Origin of the sequence: Hydrogenovibrio sp. JE_KL2, from assembly GCF_009296185.1 — a bacterium.
Lineage (GTDB): Bacteria > Pseudomonadota > Gammaproteobacteria > Thiomicrospirales > Thiomicrospiraceae > Hydrogenovibrio.
In genome coordinates, this window is record NZ_WBJR01000002.1 from 39,320 (window position 1) to 61,980 (window position 22,661).

At 46.7% G+C, this 22,661-nt stretch carries 20 protein-coding genes; 12 read left to right on the plus strand and 8 right to left on the minus strand.

Annotated elements, in window-relative coordinates; all coding sequences use genetic code 11:
* Positions 1-58 precede the first annotated feature (58 nt).
* On the minus strand, positions 59-772 hold the full coding sequence (locus F8R13_RS04520; protein WP_152832154.1) for a ComF family protein: 714 nt from the start codon (positions 770-772) through the stop codon (positions 59-61).
* A 407-nt stretch (positions 773-1,179) separates the two neighbouring features.
* On the opposite strand from F8R13_RS04520, the gene bioB reads away from it, so the two are divergent.
* The 4 genes from bioB (at position 1,180) to bioC (ending at position 5,331) form a co-directional block, all read left to right on the plus strand.
* Positions 1,180-2,205: a biotin synthase BioB gene (bioB, locus tag F8R13_RS04525; protein WP_152832155.1), complete on the plus strand. Its 1,026-nt coding sequence runs from the start codon at positions 1,180-1,182 to the stop codon at positions 2,203-2,205.
* 48 nt (positions 2,206-2,253) lie between these two features.
* Positions 2,254-3,429: an 8-amino-7-oxononanoate synthase gene (gene bioF / locus F8R13_RS04530; RefSeq protein WP_152832156.1), complete on the plus strand. Its 1,176-nt coding sequence runs from the start codon at positions 2,254-2,256 to the stop codon at positions 3,427-3,429.
* A gap of 109 nt (positions 3,430-3,538) precedes the next feature.
* A complete protein-coding gene (gene bioH, locus F8R13_RS04535; RefSeq protein WP_152832157.1) occupies positions 3,539-4,381 on the plus strand; it encodes a pimeloyl-ACP methyl ester esterase BioH in 843 nt (280 codons plus the stop codon).
* 8 nt (positions 4,382-4,389) lie between these two features.
* On the plus strand, positions 4,390-5,331 hold the full coding sequence (gene bioC, locus F8R13_RS04540) for a malonyl-ACP O-methyltransferase BioC (protein ID WP_152832158.1): 942 nt from the start codon (positions 4,390-4,392) through the stop codon (positions 5,329-5,331).
* A 51-nt stretch (positions 5,332-5,382) separates the two neighbouring features.
* On the opposite strand, the gene F8R13_RS04545 is transcribed toward bioC, so the two are convergent.
* The 4 genes from F8R13_RS04545 to F8R13_RS04560 form a co-directional block, all read right to left on the minus strand.
* Positions 5,383-8,586 carry a methyl-accepting chemotaxis protein gene (locus tag F8R13_RS04545; protein WP_152832159.1) on the minus strand — a complete coding sequence of 1,068 codons (3,204 nt, stop codon included), beginning with the start codon at positions 8,584-8,586 and terminating at the stop codon, positions 5,383-5,385.
* Positions 8,587-8,692: 106 nt separating this feature from the next.
* Positions 8,693-10,642, minus strand: a complete 1,950-nt coding sequence (locus F8R13_RS04550; RefSeq protein ID WP_152832160.1) for a TIGR03545 family protein — start codon at positions 10,640-10,642, stop codon at positions 8,693-8,695.
* On the minus strand, positions 10,639-11,142 hold the full coding sequence (locus F8R13_RS04555; protein ID WP_152832161.1) for a DUF2062 domain-containing protein: 504 nt from the start codon (positions 11,140-11,142) through the stop codon (positions 10,639-10,641). The genes F8R13_RS04550 and F8R13_RS04555 overlap by 4 nt, the downstream gene beginning before the upstream one ends.
* A 151-nt stretch (positions 11,143-11,293) precedes the next feature.
* Entirely contained in the window at positions 11,294-13,540 is a 2,247-nt protein-coding gene (locus tag F8R13_RS04560; RefSeq protein ID WP_152832162.1) for a primosomal protein N', read from the minus strand.
* Between the two features lie 48 nt (positions 13,541-13,588).
* On the opposite strand from F8R13_RS04560, the gene F8R13_RS04565 reads away from it, so the two are divergent.
* From F8R13_RS04565 to F8R13_RS04580, 4 genes are read left to right on the plus strand one after another with little or no spacing between them, the layout of a single operon-like run.
* Entirely contained in the window at positions 13,589-14,317 is a 729-nt protein-coding gene (locus F8R13_RS04565) for a 5-oxoprolinase subunit PxpA (protein ID WP_152832163.1), read from the plus strand.
* Entirely contained in the window at positions 14,314-15,048 is a 735-nt protein-coding gene (gene pxpB / locus F8R13_RS04570) for a 5-oxoprolinase subunit PxpB (protein WP_152832164.1), read from the plus strand. Before F8R13_RS04565 ends, pxpB begins: the two co-directional genes overlap by 4 nt.
* Positions 15,045-15,929, plus strand: coding sequence for a biotin-dependent carboxyltransferase family protein (locus F8R13_RS04575; RefSeq protein WP_152832165.1), 885 nt, complete (start codon positions 15,045-15,047; stop codon positions 15,927-15,929). The genes pxpB and F8R13_RS04575 overlap by 4 nt, the downstream gene beginning before the upstream one ends.
* A 14-nt stretch (positions 15,930-15,943) precedes the next feature.
* Complete coding sequence (locus tag F8R13_RS04580) at positions 15,944-16,576, plus strand: Vat family streptogramin A O-acetyltransferase (protein ID WP_152832166.1); 633 nt, start codon at positions 15,944-15,946, stop codon at positions 16,574-16,576.
* 159 nt (positions 16,577-16,735) lie between these two features.
* On the opposite strand, the gene F8R13_RS04585 is transcribed toward F8R13_RS04580, so the two are convergent.
* Positions 16,736-17,470 (minus strand): HIRAN domain-containing protein, encoded by a 735-nt coding sequence (locus F8R13_RS04585; protein WP_152832167.1) that lies wholly within the window; start codon positions 17,468-17,470, stop codon positions 16,736-16,738.
* 14 nt (positions 17,471-17,484) lie between these two features.
* A complete protein-coding gene (locus F8R13_RS04590; RefSeq protein ID WP_152832168.1) occupies positions 17,485-18,381 on the minus strand; it encodes a HipA domain-containing protein in 897 nt (298 codons plus the stop codon).
* A 153-nt stretch (positions 18,382-18,534) separates the two neighbouring features.
* Between F8R13_RS04590 and F8R13_RS04595 the strand changes: the two genes are divergently transcribed.
* The 4 genes from F8R13_RS04595 to F8R13_RS04610 all read left to right on the plus strand — a co-directional run bounded on the left by F8R13_RS04595 (position 18,535) and on the right by F8R13_RS04610 (position 21,551).
* Entirely contained in the window at positions 18,535-19,191 is a 657-nt protein-coding gene (locus tag F8R13_RS04595) for a methyltransferase (RefSeq protein WP_152832169.1), read from the plus strand.
* Positions 19,192-19,326: 135 nt separating this feature from the next.
* A complete protein-coding gene (locus F8R13_RS04600; protein ID WP_152832170.1) occupies positions 19,327-19,794 on the plus strand; it encodes a carboxymuconolactone decarboxylase family protein in 468 nt (155 codons plus the stop codon).
* A gap of 28 nt (positions 19,795-19,822) precedes the next feature.
* A complete protein-coding gene (locus tag F8R13_RS11810; protein WP_371414901.1) occupies positions 19,823-20,551 on the plus strand; it encodes a helix-turn-helix domain-containing protein in 729 nt (242 codons plus the stop codon).
* Between the two features lie 76 nt (positions 20,552-20,627).
* Positions 20,628-21,551, plus strand: coding sequence for a DMT family transporter (locus F8R13_RS04610; RefSeq protein WP_152832172.1), 924 nt, complete (start codon positions 20,628-20,630; stop codon positions 21,549-21,551).
* A gap of 26 nt (positions 21,552-21,577) precedes the next feature.
* Here the strand turns inward: F8R13_RS04610 and F8R13_RS04615 are convergent, their stop codons facing one another.
* On the minus strand, positions 21,578-22,519 hold the full coding sequence (locus F8R13_RS04615) for an MBL fold metallo-hydrolase (RefSeq protein ID WP_152832173.1): 942 nt from the start codon (positions 22,517-22,519) through the stop codon (positions 21,578-21,580).
* Between the last annotated feature and the right edge of the window lie 142 nt (positions 22,520-22,661).

Consider the following 22,661-nt stretch of genomic DNA (forward strand, 5'->3'; position numbering starts at 1 on the left):
CGTGACTGTTTAAGAAGATAGTTAGCCCCAACCTGGCAGATTTTAAACGCTGCAACACCTAAACCGCTTTTGCCACAACCCAAGCTTCTACTTGTAGCTGGGGGTAAGCTTGCTTTAACATCTTTGCCAGTTGTTCAAGCGTGGCGCCCGTTGTCATTACATCGTCAATCAACACCACTTTTTGCATAGAAGCCAAAACCGCGTTATCCACTGAAAACGCCGCTTTCAAGTTGCGTTGCCTTTGTTGTTTATCCAATAACGTTTGATGAGGCGTATCCACCTGCCGAACCACACCGCTATCAATCAAAGGCACACCATAATGTTTCGACAGTCGTTTAGCCAGCTCATACGCCTGGTTGAAACCTCGCTCCACCAGCCGATTCGGGTGCAAAGGGACAGCTATCAATGCATCGACTTGCTCAGCGGTGATTCTCTGCACCATCAATTCGGCAAGCACCCGAACCCAAAACAACTCTCCCTGATATTTCAATCCATGAATCATTTGTTTGGCAGCATCATTGAACACCAGCAAGGCTTGGGTATGATCGACAAAATGAGGATGTGCCAAACAATCGCCACAGACATGACTACTCGTACCTGGCGCGGCACAGCGAGGGCAGCCTTGCTGCCAAAAATCCAGTTCAGCTAACAGGACATCATCCAAATCCGCTGGTATTGACGATAGCAGTGCATGGCTTCCCTGACCGACAGGCGGCAACAACCAGTTTTCAAGTCGCTGAATCCAAGAATGATTTTTATTGCTTTGCATCATTGCCTCTAACCACCAAAACTGAATCAGTCTAGCCTTCGTTTCCGTTATAATAGAGGGCACCTCTAGTAACGCCAAATAAAATTCTGCGGGACTTAAAGGCAATTATTCTAGGCGCGACTCGCAGGTCTTAGCATTCTATGGCCAAGAGTCGTAACAACGAAAAATTAGCCTTTAAGCCCCGCCCGTAGGGGCTTAGCCAAGCTTGCCCGCTCTGTGTTGTGAACCTTTGCAAGGTCTAGACATTGCTGCAGCTTCACGCCTTGATCTGACAAACTTGGCGTTGCCAGAATTTATTTGGGGTTATTAGAGGTGCCCTAGATAGAATATCACGAAATAAACCTATCAAATCAATGGCGAAGCGCAATGAGTGCCTCTCTCCGTTGAGACTAAATGCGAAGGAAAAACCCATGAGTCCTCAAGACATCGGTGCTATCCGTAACGATTGGACACTCGAAGAAATTCGAGACATTATGAACCAGCCTTTTAATGACCTGATTTTCCAGGCGCAAAGCGTTCATCGTATGCACTTTGACCCGAATGAAATTCAGACCAGCACATTGATCAACATCAAATCTGGTGGCTGCGCGGAAGATTGTGCTTACTGTCCACAAAGCGCCCACCATGGAACGGATGTCGAAAAAGAGCGCATGATGGAAGTGCAAGAAGTCATCGAACAAGCACTTGCCGCCAAAGAATGTGGGGCAACGCGTCTATGCATGGGCGCCGCTTGGCGTAACCCGACCAAGCAGGATTTCCCGCGTGTATTGGAGATGGTGCGTGTTGTCAAAGCACTTGGACTGGAAACCTGTGTCACACTTGGTATGCTCGACGATGACCAAGTACAGCAATTGAAAGATGCCGGCTTGGATTACTACAACCACAATCTGGATACTTCTGAAGCCTTCTATCCAAAAATCATCACCACCCGTAACTACCAAGACCGCTTGAACACCATCGACAAAGTGCAAAAAGCCGGTATTAATGTCTGCTCCGGCGGCATTATCGGTATGGGTGAAGAGCATAAAGACCGTGCAGAGCTATTGCGTACTTTTGCAACCATGGAACATCACCCGGATTCGGTACCAATCAACTTATTGGTCGCGGTGGAAGGGACACCTTTAGCGCACATGAAAGACCAAACGGATTCTTTCGAGTTCATCCGCGTTATCGCAACGGCTCGTATCGTCATGCCAAAAACCTATGTCCGCCTATCTGCGGGTCGTATGTCAATGACAGACGAAGCACAATCACTATGCTTCTTAGCTGGTGCCAACTCCATTTTCTACGGTGACAAACTGCTCACCACAGAAAACCCGGAAGCCAACCACGATATGCAATTGTTCGCCAAGTTGGGCATCCACATGCAGCAGAACGCAAAAGCTGAAATGACCGCAAAGAAAATGGCGGAACAAATCACTGAGCTAACGGCTTAATCGCCCTCTGGAACTTTCCTTCTCGCTAAGCCGAGAAGGCGTTTTGCCATGTCGATAAAATCCCGCTTCCAACCTCTCCTTGAGCAACGTGCGAAAGAGCATCTTTACCGCCGCCGTCCCTTGGCGACCACCGCTCAAGATACCGCCATGCAAATCAATGGCGTGCAGACCATCAATTTCTCGTCAAACGACTACCTTGGACTTGCCAATCATCCTGCCTTGAAAAACGTGCTACAGGAAACTGGAGACTTAAGCGTTGGCTCGGGTGCAGCACACTTGGTGACAGGCCATCATCTCGAACACCACTTGCTAGAAGATGAGTTAGCGGATTGGCTCGGTTTTGACCGCGCACTCTTGTTTTCCACCGGCTACATGGCCAACCTTGCGGTACAGCCAGCGCTGATGCAAAAAGGGGACTGGATTGTTTCCGATAAGCTGAACCATGCCTCTTTATTGGACGGTGCACAGCTTTCTGCCGCAGAACTCAAACGCTATGCCCACAACGATATAGACGCATTGGAAAAACGCTTGAAGCAAGCGCACAAAGACAATATCCAATGCCTGATTGTGACCGACGGAGTCTTCAGCATGGATGGTGACTTGGCAAACCTACCCGCCATACAGAAATTGGCCCAGAAATATGGCGCCTGGCTTCTTGTGGACGATGCCCACGGCATCGGCGTGCTGGGTTCACAAGGTAAAGGTTGCTTTGAACACTTCGGGTTACAGGCGGATGAAAACACCCTTTTGATGGGGACACTCGGCAAGGCTTTCGGTACCTCTGGCGCATTTGTCGCCGGTAGCGAGGTGGCGATTGAAGCACTGATTCAATTTGCCCGTCCTTATATTTACACCACCGCCATGTCACCGGTGAATGCCAAAGTCACCCGTGCTGCCTTAAAATTGGTGAAAGATGCCGATGTTCGTCGCCAGAAACTCATGGACAATATCGCCTTTTTCCGCAAAGGAGCCGAGGCGATTGGCTTAAACCTCATGCCGTCGGAAAGCGCTATTCAACCGGTATTACTCGGCGATAGCGAAGTTGCCATTGCATGGTCTGATGCACTCAAACAGTCCGGTTGCTGGGTATCCGCCATTCGTCCGCCAACTGTTCCAAAGGACACCGCTCGCCTGCGCATCACCTTGTGCGCTTCGCACACCCATGCTCAAATTCAGCAGTTGCTCGATGCGCTGGCTATCATTCAAGCAAACACACCTGAATAACCGATTTATTAGCGCTACAACCATCCGCAAGGCGCAAGCAATCCTTTGTCAAAAAAGGTAAAATGGCTCACTTGTTTTAAATTCACCGAATCTTAATCAGACATCGTTCATGAAACTAACGCTCAACCGAACATTCATTCATCACCAGTCTTCAAACGACAATGAAGAACCTGCTGCGCCGAACCTGACGTTGATTCATGGCTGGGCGGCGGAAAATGCTGTTTGGCAGGACTGGGCAACAGAAATGCTGGCACCGTACTTCAATCTTTACCTGATTGAATTACCCGGTTTCGGATTAAGCCCGGTGCTTCCTGATCTGAAAGATGATGAAATCAATGCCGTGTGGCTCGAAGCATTGGCGGAGCAGCTACCAGAAAAAAGCCATCTACTGGGTTGGTCGTTGGGTGGACTGCTTGCTCAGCAACTGGCACTGGCTTACCCTGACAAAATCGAGTCCTTGATTTGCATGGCAAGTACGCCAAGATTTACGCAGAATGATAATTGGAAATGGGCCGTCAGTCCTTCTCTGATGGGAGATTTCATCAAAGCCATGAGTCTGGAAGCGGCTGGCGTGCTGAAGCAGTTTTGGAACCTACAACTCCAAGGCTCCGATAATGCCCGTGATCTCATGAAACGCCTCAAGCATCAAATGCAAGGGCGTACACAGCCAAAACTGCAAGGGCTGTTGCAAGGTCTAACCCTGTTGAAAAACATTGATAACCGTGGACGACTGGTCGATTTAAAGCAACCGACACTTTGGTTGCTCGGCGAACACGATCCACTGATTCCAAAAGACTTGATTCAAGACTTAAGCCGCCTGCAAAGAGAAGGACAAATTGAAATTGTCGCAGGCGCAAGCCATATGCCGTTTTTCTCCCACCCGAAAGAAACTGCGCAGGCGATTATCGCTTTTATCAAACAATATGACAAACAACACACAAGCCACGTATAACGCACACTATGCAACATTTCAGCCGAGAACACATCCAACATCACTTCGACCACGCCGCTGCGACCTATGACGACGCTGCCATTTTGCAAAAGCAAGTCGCATCACACCTGGATGAGCGACTTGAACTGGTGCAGATTGAGCCTAAAACCATTTTAGATATTGGTGCTGGTACAGGCATTCTGACCGCTAAAATGCGCCAGCGTTACCCGCATAGCAAACTGATCGCTGTTGACCTGTCTACCCAGATGCTGACAAAAGCACAGCAAAACTTAGCGCAGCAGTTCCCGCCTTCGCTCTGGCAAAAAACTCAACGTGTGTTTGGCTCGCAAACCAACGCCATTGAATTCATCCATGCGGATGCCAACAACATTCCACTGGAAGATGGCTGTGCCGACATGATTGTCACCAGCCTCATGTTGCAATGGTGCGATGACTTGGATGCGGTCTTTAAGGAGTTTCGCCGTCTACTGAAGTCGGAAGGGTTATTGATGATGACCACGTTTGGGCCTGACACCTTGAAAGAGTTACGCCAAGCCTGGGCGCAGGTGGACGAACAGCAACACGTCAACACTTTCATTGACATGCACGATATTGGCGATGCCCTAATTCGTAATGGCTTCGGGCAACCGGTCATGGATGTTGAACACTTCACGCTCACTTACGATAAACCCATTGGCGTGCTGAAGGATTTGAAAGCCATTGGTGCCACCAGCGCCCATAAAAACCGCCAGGTTGGGTTAATGGGTAAACAGCACTTCACGCGTATGCTGGAAGCCTACGAACAGTTCAGAACCGAAGGCAAAATTCCGGCTACCTACGAAGTCGTGCATGGACATGCCTGGGCGGCACAAGAAGTTTTCAAGGGGCCTGATAGAGACCGAAGCGGTCTAGTGGAAGTCAGTTTGGAAAGTTTCAAAGCCCAAGCTTTCAAGTCTAAAAACAATCTTTAGGCCTGAAAGCTTGAACCTTGAATTAAGCAGTCAATCACTGTTGTGCTTGGCTTATTGAAGTGCCTTGAGCAGGTCCAACACACTCGTCGACATTTCTTTAACGATAATGAAGTGAACCTGTGCTTCGGCACTTTCACCATTGTGCTGCATATCGAAAGTCTTGATGACTTCGCTTCTCAAAGTCGGGTAAAGCTGTTCCAATAAGCGGAATTCTGACTGATCTCCAAATGTCTCTTTCCCTTGGTTTTTAAGCCAATCTGACAGCATTTTGTTTTCATGTAAGTCATCTCGACTCACATCCCCCAGCCCATTGATATAGGCTTGCAGTTTATTCACCCAGGTTCTCAAAGCTCTTTCCGCCAATGCCAAATCCCACACATTGGCAGTCGACTGAGCTTTTTCAACATGGAAACTGTCCATAACCGCCAGTGAACGCGTCATCCCACTATCGAGTTCAGATGACTTGGTATCAAAGAAGCCCACCTGATTTTTCATTTCATCCGCTTCGGCATTCAACATATTTGCCGCTTCCGCGGTCTCTTGCACCAGTGCAGCGTTTTGTTGGGTGACCGAATCCATCCCCTCCATCGCAGTGTTGATTTGTTCAACACCACGCGTTTGTTCTTTGTTCGCTTGAGCAATTTGTCCGATGAATTCATGCATGCGCATCAAAACATCGACGATTGAAATGAATTCCTGGTTCGACTGTTCAACCAAATTCACACTATCAGAGACCTGACCGGCAGTTCTTTCAATCAAGGTGCGGATCTCTTTGGCCGCATCGGCTGACTTACCAGCCAGAGTGCGCACTTCGCCTGCAACCACCGCAAAACCACGACCATGCTCACCCGCTCTTGCTGCCTCAACAGCCGCATTCAACGCCAACAAATTGGTTTGGAATGCGATTGAATCAATCAGCCCGATGATTTCCGAAATTTTCTGGCTGGAAGTCGATACCTCGGACATCGCCTGTTTAGTACGACTCATCACCTCAGAACCGTTGTCCGCCTGTTCTTTGGCAGAGCTTGCCAAGGCTGCGGCTTCATTCGCGTTTTGCGCGTTCTGACGAACCATTTCGGTAATCATCTCCATGGAGTTGACGGTTTCCTGCAAGGTATTTGCCTGATTTTGAATTCGTCCCGCCAAATCGACAGACCCTTTCGCAATTTGGCTGGAAGCGTTATTAACCGTATCAGAGGCCGACTTCAACTCGGAAATCGCGCTGGAAATGTTATCCAACGAGGTATTCACCGCTTCCGCCATCACTCCCAACTTACCAGTGTATTTGCCCTGTACACGCTGCTTCAAGTTCCCTTCGGACTGCGCCACCAGGACTTCAACGGTTTCAGAAATACCGGATTCCAACTGATCCAGAGACGAGTTGATATTTTCTTTCAAACTTGCCAACTCGCCGACTAACTCAACGTTCAATCGTTGCGAGAAATTCCCTTCGGAGATGGCTTCCATTGTGCCATTGATACCGGTAATCGCTTTCAAGGTATCGTCCATCGCCAACTTCAATTCGCTGACCATTACACCAAACTCACCCTCGAACTGGTGCGCTGTCTCAAAGTGATATTGCGCGTCTTTAATGGAGTGGATGGCGCGTTTCAGTTCTTGAATCACCGTCTGTATATTATCCGCAGAAGTGTTCACGTTATTTTTGAGGATATTCAAATCGCCTTTAACATCGGTATCGATGCGTGTGCTCAATTGACCCTGAGAAAGCTTATCAATCATATCCGACACACTCATCATCAAATGCTGGATTTCCGACACATAAAGGTTGAAGCTCTCGCCCATACGGCCGATTTCATCAGAAGAATACACATCGGCACGCACCGACAGCGAACCATCCTCCGAAGCGATTTTGAGTTTTTCCGTCAAGCTCTTCATCGGTTTCAGGATGAAGCTTCGCATTCTCCAGAACACCTGAATCAACAACAGGATAAACCCGCCGCTCATCGCTGCCTGCGCGACATAGATCATGAAATAACTGTCATGCAAAACTTTTTTCAACACGCCGGTTGACTCGGAAATCACTTGCATGGCGACCAACTTGCCATCCTCTTTCAAAGGATCGACCACCAACAAACGGTTACCGATAACCAAGTGACCTTCTTTTTCCAAAGTCGAGCGGTCAGCTTGTGCAATCTGCTGATTCACTGGTGAATCTTCAAACCCCTTTGTCGGCATCCATTGATTGCCACCCGCGTGATAAACCGCATATTGATGATCACGGTTTTGCTCCAGTCTCAACATCTCCGTCAATGGCAAGTTGAACACCACCAACCCGATTTTCTTCTCACCAAACAAAACCGGCACCTGTGCTTGAATAAATGCACCTTCAGGCTGCGAAACAATTTTGGTAGTTAAATGCTCCGGCATCGTCGTAACGGAAATATTCACCCCGCTATTCGACACTTTTTTCATATTGGCATCAAACACCGCCAAGCCGATATTCTTCATGTGCGAACGTTTCACATACTGTTGATAGTTCACTTCTAGAATTTGCCAGATAACCGTGGCCTGCTTGTCATGCAAGCCGTAGATCAAAGCCGAGTTCCCCGCCAAGCCCACAGCGTTGGTTTCAGCGATTTGTGACTGACTTTGGATTTTGGCGTTAAGGTTATCCACCAACAAGGCCTGGCGCTCATGCACACTGCTGAGATACATGTCATCCGCCACTTTTTGCAGATAAATCTGGAGTACGATACTCCACATAAGTGCCATGATGACCAATGGCACCATGGTTTTTCCAAGAATGCTCTTCTTAGGGAGTGGGCTCCAGCGGGCGATTTTTTCGGAAAAACGGGTTATCACCGCTCCTTTACGAATCACCAGCTTGCCTTCAGCCAGTTTGCGATAAGCCGCTTCGATTTGCGGAATCATCTCTCGCTTAATCGGGTTGCGAATTGATTTGTAACCAATGATTTCACCATTTTTAACAATCGGTGCAATATTGGCTTCTACCAAGTAATAATCACCGTTCTTGCAACGGTTCTTCACATACTGATGCCAGGATTTTCCTTTTTTCAGAGTTTCCCATAAATCTTTAAAGACAATCGGCGGGACGTCAGGATGACGAATCATGTTATGGGGCTGCCCCTCAAGTTCCGCCCATGTATAACCGCTAATTTCTACAAAGTGTTCATTCGCATAAGTGATGTTCCCCACCAAATCCGTTTCCGATACCAGAATATAATCTTCAGGAATCAAACGTTCATTTTGGGTTACTGGAGAATTATTACGCATAAAGACACCATCCTTTGTCCACATCAAAAAGAGTGAGTGCATTCGTCATATAGCCATACACCTTCACCCTCTCAATCTCATCTCTTACTGCAATCAATCTTATGCCTTAAAACTTAAACTGTTTTAAGAGCTGGTTTTGTAGCTTATCTTGCTCTTTCTTAATCGCATCTTGCGCTTTTTTCTGAGCTTCTTCTTTCATTTGTTTTTCGTACTTCGCCCTTAGTTGCTCGACGAATTTTTCCGGCGTGGTCGACAAGATGTCATTCACGCCCTTGGCATTGCTGTTCAATTTCACTTGATCACCCAATAATGCCGACAGCTTTTGGTTGATTGGCTCCAGTTGATCCGCCATTTTCTGATCAAACTGCTTTCTCAACTGTGCCTTGGCATCGGCAATCTGCTTGTTCAACACCTTGTTCAACGAGTTGGATACTTTACGATCCAAATCCGAACGCGCGCCAATGCTTGGCGACAACAATTCACCGCTCACATCAGACGTAACCGTAAACTGGTGAATAGCTTCAAACACCGGTGCCAGATATTGCTTCACTTCTTTCGACTTGGTCGCGCCCATATCGAAAGCAACCTTTTGGTAATCCAAATCCACCACACCATCGACTTTTTGAGACTGGGTGATTTTGATCTTACCGTTCACCGCCACTTCTGAAGACTTCATGCTCAATGGCAAGTTATCGTCTTTCAACATTGCCCAGTTTTTCAACGCATAACCCGGCCAACTGATTTTCGCCTCGGTAAAGCCTTTTCCAGCTTGAACCCAGTTGCTTTGCCCCTTAATCGTCAACGCAGTTTTTTGTGTTGTCGGCTGAACGGTGACATTGAACAAAGTCGGCATTCTGCTTCGCGGTTGATCAAAGTTGATATTGTTCGCGGTTGCAGCCACTTTCCCCCAATCCAAATCGGAAGACAGCTTAAAACGTTTGATAATAAAATCCGGTTCAGGATCATGCTCAACAAAAGCAATATCCTGTCCAAGTTGACGTTTGTGCTTTTCTTCAACTTGCTGTTTTTTCGCCGCCGCGCGCTCGGCAGCGAACTTCTCAATGAAAGGTTTGACCTTCTCATAAATCGCCAAGCCCTGATCTGTGTATTCACGTACTTTCGCGCCGTAAACCAAGTAAGTAAAATTCTTCAAACCGTTTTGATCCAAGCTGTAGGTCGACTGCAACTTCGCAAAATCCTGTGCCGGCATTTTCTTCAACGCCTTCACTTCGTTTTTCAATTGCGGTAAATCCTTGTCAAACAATGTCTGCGCTTGCTTGATGGCATCTGTTTTTTGCGAGACTTCTTTTTGCAGTTTTTCAAACTCTGCCTGCTTCGCCTGCAGGTCGTTAAAATTCTTGATTGAACCTTTCGTCAACGCCTCAAAGCGTTTTTGATAATCTGCAATCACTTTGCTGTCAGGCATTTGTTTTTGCAAAGACGTCCACTTATCGTTGAGCTGTTTCAACTGCGCATTAATTTTCTCTGCCTGAGCGGTGGTTTTGAAGGATTGTCGACCAAGAATATCCTGCGGATTCGGCACCAACATATTTGGTACGGCAAAGCCGCTTGAAGCTTTACTGTCTTCTTTTTTCGCTAGCGTTTTTTCAGTATTGCTTGCTGTTTGCTTCAACGCACCCGAAGTCATCCGTGGTTGGTTGAATGCCAAATGCTGCACGCTCATATCTTCAATCACAGTGCGCCCGACCACCAATTGATACATATTCAGGCTCGCACCCAAGTGTCCAATCGTCACCAAATTTTGCATCGGCTTTTTCGGGTCGGTCACGTCAATGCCATTCAAGCTGACACCCAACGGCAAAAAGCTAAAATCCAAACGGTCGATGCTGATTTCCGCCCCCCAAGCTTGTGAAGCATACTTCTCAAGTTGAGACTTTAGCACCATCGTCAGTGCCAGATAAGTCATGGCAAAAACAACACCTACCAACACAAGGAAAGTCACCAGACCCGACCAGCGAATCCATCCTTTCGGCTTGTTCTGTTTTGGCGCGTTTACTTCTTCGGTGTTTTGCACAGTATTCGTAGCTTGTGTCATTCCATCAACCCCACAACCGTCTTCACTTTTTCGCTGCCTTTCAGCACTTGAACGATTTTAAATTTCGACACCCATGCCAGGAACTTATGGCGATAGGTTCTAATCAGCACCAAGAAAATAAAAAATGCAGGAATCGCCAACAAATAACTCACCAGTACACTACCCAATATCACCGTATTGTTGAAATGCATGAAACGCCAGAATGCATTGTTATACATTTCGGTAAACAAAGGTTCGAGTGATGATGACTGTAACACCGCCAGGCCGACTTGGTTGAACACCGGATCGAGAAGATAGGCCAAACCGGAGAAAAAGGCTAAAGAAACCAACAATGCGGAAATATTGATTCTTAAAAAGAATACCAACGCTAAGGTCAGTAAGTTATGAGGGAAAAACAACGGGGTCAAACCCATAATCATGCCGAGAACAAACGATAATGAAATCTGACCTGGGTACTGATTTGCATTCAACGCTTTAAAGAGTTTTGCCAGTAGTGCCATTGAAAACTTCCTATTGATTTACCAACCGCGACAGCCGGATAATTCAGTGTTTTTTCGATTTTATTTATTACTTCATCATAAAGGTTTTTCACACCGACACCAAGCCTTTTGGCGGTGTTTTTGTTCAGTTTTCCGTATGTCAGATACCGACTCAACTCATCTCTTGTGGGTCGACATCTATCGACCAACGAACCTTGTTTACCAATGGGTGCGCGTAGATATTCGACTCCAGACTGCCCAACCAATGATGCAACAACCCTCGGTGCGAACTTTGTAGCAACAACTGATAACGAAACCGCCCTTGTCGTCGTAACATCGGTGCGGAAACCGGGCCAAAGGCCTCCAAAGGTGCTGACCCCAACCTGGCAGATTTTGTCTGATCGACCGCTTTCAGTTGCAATGCCGATTCTATGTCCAATAGAAATTGCCAGCCAGAGTGTGGGTCGATAGATTCCGCACGCAGCAAAATCTGATAACTGAACGGCGGCAACTCTCCCGCTTTACGCTCGTCCAACGCTTCTTTCGCAAAGGCATCATAACCATGCTCAACCAGAGTTTTCAGTAACGGATGGTCGGGGTGATGGGTCTGAATCACCACTTCGCCTTCTCTTTCCGCACGCCCGGCACGCCCCGCCACCTGCACCACCAATTGCGCCATACGCTCTGCGGCGCGGAAGTCGCAACTGAACAAACCTTGGTCTATGTCCAACAACGCCACCAAAGTCACTTTGGGAAAGTGGTGCCCCTTTGCCAGCATTTGCGTACCAATCAAAATATCCGCCTTCCCTTCACGGGCAAGCTGTGTGGCTTCCGCCATCTGACCTTTGTTTCGGGTGGTGTCACGGTCAATGCGCAAAGTCTTATAGCTTGGGAACCAACTCTGAATAATGGTTTCCAGTTTTTCCGTGCCTTGACCGACATTCACGAACTCTTGTTCGCCACAGCTCGGACAAGCCTGCGGCGCTTTTTGTTGATAACCGCAATGATGGCAACGCAACTCACGGAATTGATGATGGTAAGTCATATTCGCATCGCAACTCGGGCAGGCCGCCTGCCAGCCACAGCTATGACACATCAGTACCGGCGCAAAGCCGCGGCGGTTCAGGAACAATAACACCTGTCCTTGCCGCTCAAGGTGATTCGCAATCATCTCTCGCAACGCCGCAGACACCCCTTCATGCTGCTGCACCGATTTATCGCCACGCACATCCAACAACTGCATTTCAGGCAAGGATGCACCGCCGGCACGTTGCGTCAGTTTCAGATAGCCGTAACGCCCCGACATCGCATTGTGCAAGGTTTCCAAAGATGGTGTCGCAGAGCCCAACACCACAGGCACTTTTTCCAACTGCGCGCGGCGCACCAAAGCATCCCGTGCCGAATAACGGAAGTTGTCCTGCTGTTTAAAAGACAAATCGTGTTCTTCATCGAGAATGCACAACCCCAAATTGGCAAAAGGGGTGAACAATGCCGAACGCGTGCCCAGCAACACCTTCACCTGATTCGACTGCACCATATACCAAGCGCAATGGCGTTCTTTGTCCGTCAAATCCGAATGCATTACCGCCACCGGTTGATTTAAAAATCGCTCGAATCGCTCCACCGTCTGCGGCGTCAGCCCGATTTCCGGCACCAATACCAACACCTGTTTGCCTTGCGCGATGACCGCTTCAATCATGCCGAGATAGGTTTCCGTCTTACCGCTGCCGGTCACCCCTTCCAACAAGAAAGCATGAAAGTTCTCTGCCTGCAAAGCCATATCCAACACCGCATCCACAGCCACTTGCTGCTCGTCGTTCAGTGCATGGTTCGCTTCTTCCGCCTGCTGCCAAGCATGCAGACAATTCTTCTCGGTTTTATCCACCCAGCCCATTTCATGAAAGCGTTTCATCGGTGCGCGCCAACCGCTCAAACACGCTGTTAAAGTTGATTCCGTCACCGGATAAGGATGAGATTTAAGGAACTCCAGCACATTCAATTGCTGAATTGCGTTTGAACGGATTTTCTCCGACGCTTCGGCACGACCCGTATCGTTCAACTGCCACGCAGTGACCCCTTCCAACGCCACCGCCTCCCCCTCTTTCAAGCGTTTAGGTAATGCCGTCTGCATCACATTGCCAATAGGTTCGTGATAATAGTGTGCCGCCCATTGCAGAAACTGCAAATCCCGCTCGGAGAAAATCGGCACAGCATCCACCACTTCGGAAATCAGACGAATCTTTTTAACGTCAAGATCCGTCGTTTCCTTGATCGACATGACGACACCGATTAGTTTTCGATTACGAAACGGCACCCAGACACGTCCGCCAACCACAGGCAGAATCTGTTTTTCATCATAGACATATTGATAATCCAAGGGCGTCAAAAACGGCCCGGGAACGGCGACCTGAATAAACATAAAGACTAATTTGGTTTAGAATGGAGTTTATTTTACGCCAAGTTTCCTATGCAAAACATGATTCTCATTAATTGCGACATGGGGGAAAATCTCACCCCCAACCCGGATGCCTCTGTCATGCCGCACATCCATCTTGCGAATATCGCCTGCGGCGGTCATGCGGGTGATGTTGCCAGCATGGTGGAAACACTCGCCCTCGCGAAACAGCACGGTGTGAAAATCGGCGCACATCCCAGTTACCCGGATCAAGCCAACTTCGGACGTCAATCCATCAACCTATCCGCAGACGAACTGCATGAAACCCTAGTCAACCAAGTTTCACTGCTCAACAAACTTGCTGGAGAATTAGAGCTGACGCTTCACCACATCAAACCTCATGGTGCGCTCTATTTGGACATGATGCGTTCGGATGACCTCTTCAAGCAAATCCTGTCATTTTGCCAAGACTTCAATCAAGGTAAAAACGCCCCCGTCAAACTGATGATACAAGGCGGTATCAAAGATGCTGATTACCAAGCACTTGCGAATGAATTCGGTGTAGCGCTACTGTTTGAGGCCTTTGCCGACCGTGCTTATGTGGATAACGGACAACTTGCGCCGCGTAGCCAACCAAATAGCTTATATCAAGAGGCAACAGACATCGTCCAACAAAGTTGGATGTTTCACGAGGAACATCAACAACATACCTCACCCAATACCTTATGCTTTCACTCGGACAATCCTGCATCGGTCGAAGCACTGATTACATTCGCCAACCAGCTTAAGGGTGCTGTATGACGTTTCAGTACCAAATCCAACCCGCCTCCGAAAACGCCCTGTTGCTGACCTTTAGCACAGGCACAGAAAACACCGCGGGGCTAATGGATTTTTTACCGCTCCTGCAAAAACTCATTCCCCAAATTGAAACCGTTTTTGCTCAAAATTTACGGGAGATTGTGCCCTCCTATCACAGCCTATTATTGGTGTTCGATTTACAGCAACTAAGCTATGCAACGGCAAAACAACAGCTTCAAAACTTGGTCGAACAACTACAACAAGACACCCCCAACCTGGCAGATTTTCATCAAGATTCCTCCGGGAAAATACACGTTATTCCGGTGTGCTATGACCTGCAATTTGGGTTGGATTTAGCTGAACTTGCCCAACAAAAAGCACTCTCCATTGAAGACATCATCCGCATCCACAGTGAGCGAACTTACCAAGTATGTGCCATCGGTTTTGCGCCCGCCTTTGCGTATTTGGGAGAAGTGGATGAACGCATTGCCTCCCCGCGCCATGCTTCACCACGTTTGAGCATACCCGCGGGCAGTGTCGGCATTGCCGACCGACAAACCGCCATCTACCCCAAAGCGTCTCCTGCGGGTTGGCAAATACTCGGACAAACGCCTTGGGATTTATCACTCAACAATCCAGACAATCTCATGCGCTTTCGTGTGGGTGACCAAGTGAAGTTTGAACCCATTGGATATAACGAATTCCTCGCAATCAAAAACGGAGAAACGCCATGAACGAACAGGCGTGCTTCAAAGTGTTAAAAGCAGGGTTTCAAGCCAGCATTCAAGATGCCGGACGTTTCGGCTATCAGCAATTCGGGCTGGCGACTTCCGGCGCACTGGATAGCGTGAGTTATGACTGGGCGAATAAACTGCTCGGCAATCCTGAAAATGCCGCGGTGTTGGAAATACCCTACGGGCATGTCAGTTTGGAGGCGAATGCTCCGACGCGCATTGTCATTACCGGTGCCAATCTCGGTGCCACCTGCAATGGCGAACCCATTCTGCGTTATAAACCTTTGCCAATACAAGCGGGCGATAAAATCGACTTCCATCAAGCGCAAACTTTAGACGGTGTGCGGGCTTACTTGGGTGTGGATGGCGGCTTTCAAACCGAAGAGTTTTGGCAGAGCCGTTCGGTGAATTTTCGTGAAGGTATTGGTCGTGCGATTCAGGTAGAGGATTGTTTGCCGTTTAGCCCAACCACGGAAGAAAAAGAAGCCCCCTATTTCCCACAATCCGAATTAACGGAATATTTGGAATTCGGTCATGTGGTCACCTTGAGATTGCTACCCGCCCACCAGTTTTACGAGTTTGACGAGGTGCAACGCCAAGCGTTTTTTAAACAGACGTTTGAAGCCTCCAACGAATTCGACCGCACCGCTTGCCGCTTAATTGCCGAGCAAGAAATAAAACCGCCCTACACTCAGATGGTATCGCAAGGCATGACACCCGGCACAGTGCAAATCCCACCGTCGGGTCACCCCATCATTATGCTCAAAGACCACCCAACGATTGGCGGCTACCCGAAAATTGGTACGATTGTTTCAAAGGATTTGGCTAAACTGGCGCAGAGCCAACCCAAACAAAAAATTCAATTTAAATTAGCGCTTTAGGCACAGGAAGAAAGATGTTCGGACCTAATCCAAATGATAAAGAACCCATGAAAGGCTTTCCTCAAGTCGGCTTTTTGAAAAATTTTATTACGAGGGACAACATCGAAGTGGGTGACTACACCTATTACGATGACTTGGGCGGGCCGGAAAACTTTGAGAAAAATGTCCTCTATCACTATCCGTTCATCGGCGACAAACTCATTATTGGAAAGTTCTGCGCCATCGCTACCAATGTGAAATTCATCATGAATGGTGCCAATCACAAAATGTCCGGCCTCTCGACCTATCCTTTCGGCATTTTCGGTCAGGACTGGGAAGCGGCAATCCCCAAACCAGAAGGCTTGCCTTTTAAGGGAAATACCGAAATCGGAAACGATGTTTGGATTGGGTATAACGCTACGATTATGCCCGGCGTTAAAATCGGGCATGGTGTGATTATCGCAGCAGAGTCGGTTGTGGTTAAAAACATCCCTCCCTATGCCATAGTTGGAGGAAATCCTGCTCAGGTGGTTCGTATGCGCTTCAATCAGGACGAGATAGACAAACTGATTGATATCGCCTGGTGGGATTGGCCTGTGGAGAAAATCACTAAAAATCTCTCTGCCATTACTGGCGGTGATCTTTCTGTACTGCAAAAAGTGACATAAAGTTCATGCTTGAATTAACCCAACCATTGGCGGCTGCCAAAAATCGGAACGGTGATTGCCAAAGACTTGGCGAAGCTAGTGCAAAGCAAGCCAAGACAAAAATTTCAGTTTAAACACATAAGTCAAATATAAAATCAGAACACTAAACTAGTCATTAATTTAAATTAATGGACAAAAATCATCATGATTAAAGGGAATAAAATTTTCTGGCCACAAAGCTCTAAACTTACATAAAAGCTTTAATTGTTCCGGTGCATATGAATTTACTTTTTCTACAGTAACAATGTCATCTAAAGGATTAGATTTATTTAAAATCTCTACAAAGTCTTTAGCGAAGAATTTTGGGCAATAACCTACAAACTCAACCGGGTCTTTAGTCCTTAACAGAATTGCATCATTATCTCTTTCATTTTGTCGATCAAAAGCTAGATACAACTTTTCTCCCTTAGACAATCTATCAACTCTATCTAAAAAATGTGGAGCTAAATGTCTTGTTCCATGAGTAAAAAATAAAACTTCATAAAATCCATCCCTATTTTCCGGTACAGGGTATAGCTGAACATTATCCGTAACTCTGATTCCACCAGTTCTTGCTAACTCTTCAAACTCAGAATAATTTTCTTCTGTCATATCTAACCATTCAAGAAAATCTCCCCTATCCGGTCTGGATTTATTTAAAACTCTATTTTGAAACAAAGGAAATAACGTATCTGACTGGTACTTTTGATCAAATTTTGACATCCCTGAAAAGCCTATAAAGCCGTGAACTTCTGCTTTTTCAGCGCCTCTTGTATAAACAAACTTATATGCATTTTGTTCCTGTTTTAAGCGGCCAACGACAAACCACTCTCTATTAGACGGTGATTGCCAAGTCAAAACCAATTCTTTACACATAATTTTAAAGTTCCTTACAAATACTCAAGGATGTGACCACGATTAATTTGCAACATTTTTAACGTAAATTCTTTCTCTATTTCTGACATCCAATCATGTGGAAAGATATCCAACACACTTATCAGGAAATCATCAGAAACAGACATTATTTTTTTTGCCCAAAACTCTGCGGCAAAGCTATAGTGCTTAAAACAATAAGCTAAAACATCACTATTTTTAAGCCTTTTACTATCTAAACCATGAAACGGTGTAATAGAACGCCCTAAGAAAAACTCTATCGTATAATTTTTATCTTTGGTTTTTAATCTTTCTAGCCTTTTATCTAAAGGCTCCCTACAGGCTAAACTTGATGCATGATCATAAGTTGGCGCCAATGATAATTGATTTTCTCCACGAAGCAATCCCCAGTTTTCATCATGTCGATCTTGGTTTGCAATCAAAAAATCAAATATCAAATATCCAACAAAAATTTCTGCTGGCCGCAATAATGGGTGAAGCGTGATAAACTCATCGTTGTGTCCATACATAGACTCCAGAATAACAAGTGATGTCGCCAACTTATAATCTTTTCTTTTCCAAAATGAAACATCTGCATATGTGGAATTTAACCTTGAAAATAATTCATTCCCGGTAACTAATCTTTGAGTCCTACTAACAAATGATGGGGTAACGACCCCTTTTTTTTCTTTATAAATTGCGGGAAAATATTCTGCAGCTGGAAGCCCTATTTTTCTTGCTAATTCTGAAGCTACAAGCTCTGCCCAATTCTCGCCTTGGATTTTCCCTTCCTTGAACAAAATAGGGGCATCTGGATCTCCATACCAAAATTTATATTTAGTGCCTTGATGCTCAATATTTTTTGGGTTATGAACTTCTATAACACTAAATTCTTCCAATAAGCTGACAATCAATATTTCTCCAAAAACAGGCTTTTAAATTTATATTTGTTGAGCTTAACAGTTTTTAAATTTATAGTAAAAAATATTCCCACGTAGCGACCTAGTCGACTGAGTCTTTCTTGTTGCGTTTTTATTTAATATCGCAATTGAAAAGGCTTTATTTATATGTCCGGTTTCCGTATCCGTTATCAAACCATTGAATTCGATGTATTCGATATTCATGTCCGCAGTCTGAAAGACAACCAACAATTTTATGATCCGTTCGGTGAAGCGGAAGGCATGGGGATTTCTTCAGCCCAGTGGCCGATATTCGGTGTGCTCTGGCCTGCTAGCATAGTGCTGGCAAACGAGATGGAGCATTTCGATATTAAAGGGAAACGGATTTTAGAGGTCGGTTGTGGATTAGGGCTTTCGAGCTTGTTGTTGAATGCGCGCCATGCGGATATTACGGCAACGGACATTCACCCGCAGGCAGGCAAGTTTCTGGTGGAAAATGCTCGGCTTAATCAGGAAAAAGAGATTCCGTTTTTAACCACAGATTGGAATGAAGAAAACTCTGGTCTAGGTTACTTTGACCTGATTATCGGCTCGGACTTGCTTTATGAAACCAATCATATCGAGCTGTTGTCTCAGTTTATCGATCGCCACGCCAACCCGTCTGCCGAAGTGATTTTGGTAGACCCCGGTCGCGGCAACCATGCCAAATTCAGCAAGGAAATGGTGGCAAAGGGTTTCAGCCATAGCCAGCAAAAGCTGGATGCGCAACAGCAGGCAAGCCTAGCCACCGAATTCAAAGGCGTTATCCTAAACTATCGCCGATAGAGCTCATGCCTCATAGAACCTCGTTATCCCCAACCTGGCAGATTTTCATAACCAAATTTCAGATGTCGTTTTTCTTCAATAAATCCACTTAACGAGTGCCTAACATAAATCCTGTGTAACAACAGGAGGCACACTATGACTAATCGCATCAACTACGCAGCTATTTCTCCAAAAGCGATTGAAATCCTGCATCAACAAGAGGCGTACCTACGCCAGCAGTTCAAACAAAGCGAAACGGTTCCGGTCATCACTTGGGAGCTGGTAAAGCTGAGAGTCTCGCAAATCAACCAATGTGCTTTTTGCATTGACATGCACAGCAAAGATACGTTGCTGCTTGGTGAAACCGCAGAGCGCATTTATGGCTTGAGTGCGTGGCGCGATATGCCGCTCTACTCGGCACGTGAGAAGGCGGCCTTGGATTGGGCGGAATTGGTGTCATCGGGTCAACCGATTTCCGACGAGCGTTACCAACAGGCACTGGATAGCTTTGGCGAACAAAGTCTGGTAGATTTAACTATCGCCATCAATGCGATCAACAGTTGGAATCGCATCGTGAAAGTGTTTAAACCGGAGGTTGGACGCTATCAGCCCAGCAAAAAATAACCTTCCATCAAAAAGCTTTTCTTTGAGGTTGTTTCAACCTCAAGGAAAGCTGTCGCCTTTTGTGCAAGGCATCTGGTCTTTTTCCGTGCCTGCCGAAAGTGCATCACCTCAAACACAATGGCTACCGGCAGATGCCTGTAGCAGTATTCTTTTCAATCTGACTGAAAACATTGTTATGGATGGGGCGCTGTTTACGGAAAAAGTGATTCTGTCGCCGGTTGAAACCCGATCTCACGCCAAAACTTGGCAACCGGGTACTCAGTTGGCAGGCGTGAGATTTTATCCCGGTGTGGGTTTCGGTATTTTCGGCGAGCTATATGACCAGCCGCTTGGCTTGCAGGAAAGTGACTTAAATACTGAACTCAAAGCTCTGCACCACGCCTTGGCGAAAAGTCCAAATCACTTTTCCCGCATCATTCGCCTGTATCGTTGGTTGGAGGGTTTGGATTTAACACAAACTGCGAGATTATCAGAAGACGCCCAATCTCAAATGACTATCAGTCAACGCCAGCAGGAAAGACGCTTTCGTAAACTACTCGGCATCACACCCAAACATTACCAGCGCATTGCACGCATCCGCCGAGTACAAACCAACCTGAAACGCCAACCGAATGTAGAACTGTCCGAACTGGCTTTGGCGCATGGGTTTTCCGATCAGGCACACATGACCCGCGAATTTAAACAGATCGTTCGCATCACACCAAACCAATATCGGCGCCTCGTCAGCACTAATAATGGTAACGATCTCAAAGGCTAAATTTTCCCTTAACCCAAGATTTAGCTCTTATAATTGAGTCTTTAAAATCCCCACATAAACTATTCTGGATCACCCCATGCAAACCACCACGCAAAATAATCGTTTAGCCTATCTTTTACTGATACTCACCACCTTGTTCTGGGCGGGTAATTTCGTGCTGGCGCGTGCGGTGCATGCGAGTGTACCGCCGATTGGATTGGCGTTTTGGCGCTGGGCAGCAGTGGCGGTTTTCATTATCCCTTGGGCGTGGAAAGACCTGAAACAGCAATGGCCGTTGATGCGCCAGCATCCCGGACTGATGATTTTTTATGGCGTATTCAGTGTCGGCGCGTTTAACACTCTGGTGTATATCGGCTTGCAGACTACTACTGCGGTCAATGCATTATTGTTGCTGTCGGCAGGACCGGTGTTCATCATGCTGTTGTCAGCCATCCTGCTGGGACATGGACTTAAAATTTTTCAGGTTCTGGGGTTGATTGTTTCCGCTGCGGGGGTGTTGTTGGTACTGACTCATGGCGACCTCTCCAACCTGACCGATTTGGAGAGCGACCCCGGTGTACTTTGGGTGTTGGGCGGAGTTATCAGTTGGGCGCTCTATTCTGTGTTACTCCACAACAAGCCGGCGGGCATTGGTGGCAGTGGCTTTTTTGCGATGACGGTGATTATCGGTGTCGTCGGACTGTTGCCTTTTTATCTGATGGAAACCTTTGTGCAAAACCGCCCGGTTCATGTTGATATGAACTTGGTGCTCATCGTGGCTTATGTAGCGGTTTTTGCCTCTATCCTCGCATATTTGTTTTGGAATAAGGCGGTGGAATTAATCGGTGCCAACCGCTCCAGCCCGTTTATCCATTTGATACCGGCTTTTGGTTTGGTGCTGTCGGTCATTTTCCTTGGCGAGCAGATCACCACCTCCGGCTTTTTGGGGCTGGCGCTGATTTTTATCGGTTTGGTGATTGCAGCCGGAAAACTGCGATCACACAAGAACAAGGTGCCCTAAAACGTCTAGACAGACGACTTGCTAAATCACTCAAACTGAAGGGTTTCAAAAATCCACATGGCGTTTTTTGCACCGATACTGTCCAACTGCTTTAAATAGTTGAATCGGCTTTGGTCGATTTTACCCGCAGCTATCATATCTTCGTCATTGGCAACAAGTTGGCGTACCTTATCTCGCAAAAACACCAAATAATCATAGGTGTCACGTTTTGCCAAAGCCAAATCTCCCGCATGTCCGTGACCTGGCACAACCATTTTCGGTTTGAACGCAGCCATGGCGTTAAAGGTAGCAATCCAACCGTTCACGTCTTTGGTGTACTGTATGCCCAATGCACGGTCATTAAAAACCATGTCTCCGACAAAAGCGATCTTTTGAGAAGGCATCCATACAAAACTGTTTCCAAAGGTATGCGCCGTTCCTTCATGATAAAGCTCGAATTTGACGCCATCCAGCTTTAACGCAAGATGTTTTTTGAAGGTATGATCAGCATAAACACATTGAGTACCTTCAATCCCCTTTTTGCCAATAAAGCCTTCCATCATAGAAAATTGCTGATTGCATCCAGATTTCTGGTCTGTTTCCGCACGTGCGCTGGTATAAATTACCGCGCCCATTTTCTTAAAATAACTATTCCCTAACCAACGATGATCCTGACTTCCGGTATTCACTACCCATTTCACAGGCTTGTTCGTCAAGCCTTGAATTGTTTTGGCAATCGCTTTAGCACCTAGATAAGACCCCCCCGAGTCAACCAACAAAACACCTGTTTTCAAAATGACAACACCATAGGTTGCATTGTTACCCAGGTTTTGCGGACTACGTTGTGTCATGTCGCCGACAAGCGCATACACATTGTCGCTGACCTTTTGAATCTCAAACCCATTCTGTTGTTGTATTGCGGCTTCACTGGCTTGAGTAGCCATGCAAAACAGCACTCCGATAAGCGCAATCATTTTCCACTTAAACATAGCCTTCTTCCCCTTAGCATTATGGTGCTTTATTTGGCACTATCTTAGCCCCAAGGGGCTGAAAGTGATATGATTTAGATCATTAATTTATCCAATATTTTTGCCTACTATTCAGGCGTTCTCACGACAGAAAAAGAGAACG